The sequence below is a fragment of the Streptococcus parasanguinis genome, from assembly GCF_001578955.1.
Classification (GTDB): Bacteria; Bacillota; Bacilli; order Lactobacillales; family Streptococcaceae; genus Streptococcus; species Streptococcus parasanguinis_U.
This window is the reverse complement of sequence record NZ_KQ969690.1, coordinates 590,378-595,183: the sequence shown is the minus strand read 5'-3', so window position 1 is coordinate 595,183 and position 4,806 is coordinate 590,378. Positions and strand designations below refer to the sequence as shown.

At 30.0% G+C, this 4,806-nt stretch carries 4 protein-coding genes; 2 read left to right on the top strand and 2 right to left on the bottom strand.

What is annotated here, in order from left to right; genetic code table 11:
- Both SPADD19_RS12770 and SPADD19_RS12765 read right to left on the bottom strand, forming a co-directional pair.
- Positions 1 to 562 (bottom strand): DUF6161 domain-containing protein (locus tag SPADD19_RS12770; RefSeq protein ID WP_241496526.1); only part of this gene is annotated, 562 nt, incomplete at its 3' end.
- A gap of 462 nt (positions 563 to 1,024) precedes the next feature.
- On the bottom strand, positions 1,025 to 1,261 hold the full coding sequence (locus SPADD19_RS12765; RefSeq protein WP_241496518.1) for a hypothetical protein: 237 nt from the start codon (positions 1,259 to 1,261) through the stop codon (positions 1,025 to 1,027).
- Between the two features lie 738 nt (positions 1,262 to 1,999).
- On the opposite strand from SPADD19_RS12765, the gene SPADD19_RS06790 reads away from it, so the two are divergent.
- Together SPADD19_RS06790 and SPADD19_RS06785 are read left to right on the top strand one after the other, a co-directional pair.
- Positions 2,000 to 2,923: a hypothetical protein gene (locus tag SPADD19_RS06790; RefSeq protein WP_003003191.1), complete on the top strand. Its 924-nt coding sequence runs from the start codon at positions 2,000 to 2,002 to the stop codon at positions 2,921 to 2,923.
- Between the two features lie 285 nt (positions 2,924 to 3,208).
- On the top strand, positions 3,209 to 4,806 hold a 1,598-nt coding region (locus tag SPADD19_RS06785), incomplete at its 3' end, for a DnaB-like helicase C-terminal domain-containing protein (protein ID WP_241496517.1).

The following is a 4,806-nucleotide window of genomic DNA, read 5'->3' as shown; positions in this document are numbered from 1 at the left end:
AAATTGTATCACTATCATTTGATGTATCTGTTTTTACTAATCCTGTTTCAACTCTACTGAATAACGAGTTAATTATTATTAGTCGCTCTTCTTTGTCAATATCAGTTCCAGCATAGGTAAGAGCTTGATAAAATCTTGTCAAAGCAGCTTTTTGTTTATATTCGGTGGCTATATGATGATTTGACATAACGATTTTTATCAATACTCTAATAATATAGATAAAAAATGAAATAACTGAAATAAGTATAAACGACTCGGATATAAATGGAAGATCTTTTTTGATAATATTTAAAGAATAATCATGGATAACGATAACCAATAATACTAAAGTAAATATTAAAGCCAAGACTGCACCAATAAGGAAGTATGTCCATATTGTAGCTTGTTTTTGATGTTCTACTGCACGTTCATTCCAAAGTTTCTCTGGAGCTTCTAAAGAAAGCTTGTTTTTATAGGTTTCCTCCAAGTCGTTCAGATTGTTTTGCTTTTCTTCTTGCCATTTGTTAAGAGATTTTTGAAATTCAGCAAATTCAGAAACTTTTTTATCAAATTGTTTCTGAATTTCATTATGTTTATCTTCTGTGAACGACGTAATCTCTCTATACTGTTTATCGGATTGAACTGAAATATCTCTTAACTTGTCTGTTATAGGAGCTACTATATTTGTTTCAAAATCAGAGCGATTCTCTTTAATGTTCGAAAAGCTTTTTCTAAGTAGAAATAGGGCTGGATAAAATTTATACTCATAAGAGTTTGAAAAATAACTACCAATGTAACTTGGATTCTTAGAAAGATATATATAACTTTTTATAGCTTCAACAAGATTGTTTTGAGACTGTTGAGTATAGAAAGAAACAAAACTTTTTATTTTATGAATTTCAGAATCTCTATCAATAGGAGAAGCTATCGATAATATGTATACCTTCTCACCTTGTTCTCCATATTCAGAATTGCTTGATAGATTGTTGTAAATGTATAAATTTATATTGTCTATATTTAATTCTTCAAGATTGAAAATATAATCTTATACCTCATTAAACTTATCTTTCAAATTTTGCCAATTTGACAAAAAACTGTTGGGAGCTTTATCATTAATCGAACTCCAATAGGTAAAGTTACTGTTTATAATTCCTTCAAGCTCGTCAAATGTAAAAATGTCTTCCCTTTCGCTGAAATTAATTATAAAATCGTTAGAAATAGAGAATCTAAAGAGAATCTTATCATTTATAAAATTTGCTACTTGACTTTTAGTTAAACCCATTAAATCCCCCTATGTTATAAAGTAATTAGTTATCACTAACTATTATATCACAGAAAAGTAGTAGAAAATAAAAAGTATAGATATTATTATTGACAAAATTATTTATTTATCAGGACCTCGATGATAAGATATATTACGAACAATCATACAATAAAATAGACATTTATTGGTATCATTTTGGTTGCTAAACAGACAAAATGTTTGATTTTTTCACAGTGAACATAAATAGAATGTTAATTTATCAGCTTTCTTTTTTAGGTCAAATCAAATCTCGGAATTAGAAGAGAAATAAGCTTTGGATTGAAATAAATCATAAATAACTATACAAATTGTCTCTCCGTATAGGAAGGATTTAGTGTTCTTCAGTTGAAACTATAATCCTAGGTATGAAATTAAAAAATTATTTTAATTTGGTCATTAAAAATTTTTTCAAAAAAATTTTAATCCTATATGGAAGATCTTATAATGTGTATTAAAATCCTTAAAATATCGCTATTTCCGCTATTTTAAAGGGTACTTTGTAAAGTGTCCTTTTTAAATTTTAGTAGAAAATTGAGCAATTTTTGGTAGAAAAAGCGACTTTTTTTTGATTTTTCTTTTTTTTACTTTCATCAAAAAATGGCAGACTATAAGTATGAAAAGAAAATTTATTGAGTGCAAGAGAGTTGTAGCATCAGCTACAACTCTTTTTTTTTGCTCTCAAAAGTCTTTTCAAATAAATAAAAAAGAGGTTATATAATGCCTGTAGATAAAAAAGAGAAAATCGAGAAGATTTTAAATGCACCGACTATAAATTCGCTAACTTCTGTTAATTTGAAAACAGTTAACAAAGTAAGGGATCCGATCACTAATCGAACATCGATTCATTTAGATACTGGTACGATTCATATTGAAAACTATGACGATAACAAAGATTATTTCAAGCTTCGAGTATTGAAGATGTTGGATTTATTGATTTTTCTTATTGGTAAGAAGAATAAATATAGACTAAGTGAAGAAGATGCTGTTAACTGCTTGGTTGAATTTTCAATTAAACAGTATTCAGAACTGCTAGGGAAATCTAAACCAGCAAGTATCTCAACGAAAAAGAATGTACGTTGTATCATTGATGAAGCATTATGCTTGCTCAAGGATCTTTCTATCAGTACTAAAGAAAAGAGAGGTGCACATCATGTTGTATTCAATGATATAAAATTTATTGAGGAATTCAAATGCGAAAATGGAATTTTTACAGTTCAATTGACTGAAAAATTCGTTAGATATTTAATCACATCTTATGTGACAAATTTTCCTCTCGAACTTTTTAAAATTGATGAACGTAGTAAAAATGTTTATTCTCTTGCAAAGAAATTAGTCTATCATCAAAGTAACAAAAATAATCGAAGAAAAAAGACTAATGAAATTATTTCCGTTGAAGCTTTATTAAATGTATGTCCCCAAATTCCTCCTATAGAAGAAGTAAGATTAAAAAAAGGTGGTTGGCGTTCAAGAATTGAAGAGAGCTTTGCTAATTCACTTGATAAACTAATCGATTATAAAATCCTAGTTAGTTGGGAATACTGTAATCCAAATTGTGAACCTTTATCAGATGAACAGTTAGGAATGAACTCATTTTTTGAATTTCAGAAATTTAGAATTTATTTTAAAGTTTCAGGGATTTAAATTCACTGATTTATCGATTTGCTTCGATTAAATCAGGATTTATGGGGTATGTTGAATTAGAAATTGGGGTATGTTGAATTAGAAATTGGGGTATGTTGAATTTGCTAAAAAAATTTTGATCCTTGGTATCACTGATATTATTAGTATTTCTGATTTTCAATACTAATAATATTAATAAGCAGCATATGCCTTCAATTTTCATATTGAAGGCAATGCTATAATTTTGCCTGTAAGAAAAAAAGTCCGGATTTATTTTTTTACTGGAAACTACAAAAGGAGAAAAAAATGTTTGAAGAAGAAAAATCTTATTTGAAAGCATACATTGAACAAATCTCTGAACCAAGTCGTAAAGGTGGTAAGGGAGCATATATTTGCCCCCTCTGCCACAGTGGTGAAGGAAGAAACAGAACTGGTGCTTTTCACATTTACGATGAAATCCAGTGGAAATGTTTCTCTTGCGATAGAGGTGGAGATATCTTTGATCTTATCGGCTATGTAGAAGGAATTGATAAATTTAAGGATCAATTGAAGCGTGTCAGAGAATTGTTTAATCTATCAACTGAATGTGATGAATTAAAGAACCAGAGGACTGAATATTTGAATTCCAATGCTGTTTTTCCTTTAAAGGAAGAAGAGAAAAAAGATAATTATTTAAGCTTTTATAATGAGGCCACAAAGCATCTCTGTGAAACTGACTATTTTCTTAAACGAGGGTTGAGTTTTTCAACAGTCCAACGGTTTAAAGTTGGTTACGTAAAAAAATGGAAGCATCCCAAAGTGACTAATCCTAATGTTCCTGAAACACCTCGGTTAATTATTCCTTTAAGTGAAAGTTGTTATTTTGCTCGTGATACAAGGGAAATTGTACCCGGAACTCAATTGAGCTATATGAAACAGAAGGTGGGAGGGAGCGATATTTTTAATAAAAGCGAACTCTTCAAAAAATCTACGGATCCCATTTTTATTGTAGAAGGCGAAATAGATGCCATGAGCATCGTTGAAGTTGGTGGAAATGCAGTAGCACTTGGCAGTATTGGAAATATAAATAAATTAATTAATCTTATTTCTGATCTAAAAATTGATCGTACATTCATTCTTTCATTGGACCAAGACGAAAAGGGGAGAGAGGCTGAACTAAAATTAGCAGAGCAATTTAGAAGTAAGAAAATTAAATTTATTTCTTGCAAATTAACTATTGATGATGTAAAAGATCCTAACGATATGTTAGTGAAAAATAAAGGAGTATTTAACAAAATGGTAGAAAATGCAATCAATCAAACAAAAAGTGAAAAAGAGCGGTATCTTGAATATTCAACAGCTAATCATCTTTCGAAGTTTTTTAATGATATTACGAATGGTTCAAATACTTCATGTATTAAAACAAATTTTGAAGGCTTAGATGATCTGTTAGAAGGTGGTCTTTACGAAGGCTTGTATTGTGTTGGTGCAATTTCCTCCCTTGGAAAGACAACATTTGTAACTCAGATTGCTGATCAAATTGCAGCACAGGGAACAGATGTTTTGATTTTTAGTATTGAAATGTCTAGGTGGGAAATAATTAGTAAAAGTATTAGTCGTCACACTGTTATCGAATCTATTGCCTCTAATAGTGATATCAGAAATGCAAAAACAGCACGAGGAATTACTGAGGGGAGTAGATATTCAGGTTACAGCAACCCAGAGAAGGATTTGATTAAAAAAGCTGTAGCAAATTACTCGCAGTACTGCAAAAATATTTACATTGTCGAAGGTACTGGACCTATTGGTGTGGAGCTAATTCGGAAAACTGTTGAAAATCATCTCAAATATACTGGAAAAGCACCTGTCGTTATTATTGATTACTTACAGATTCTATACCCGGTGAATGAACGATTAACTGAAAA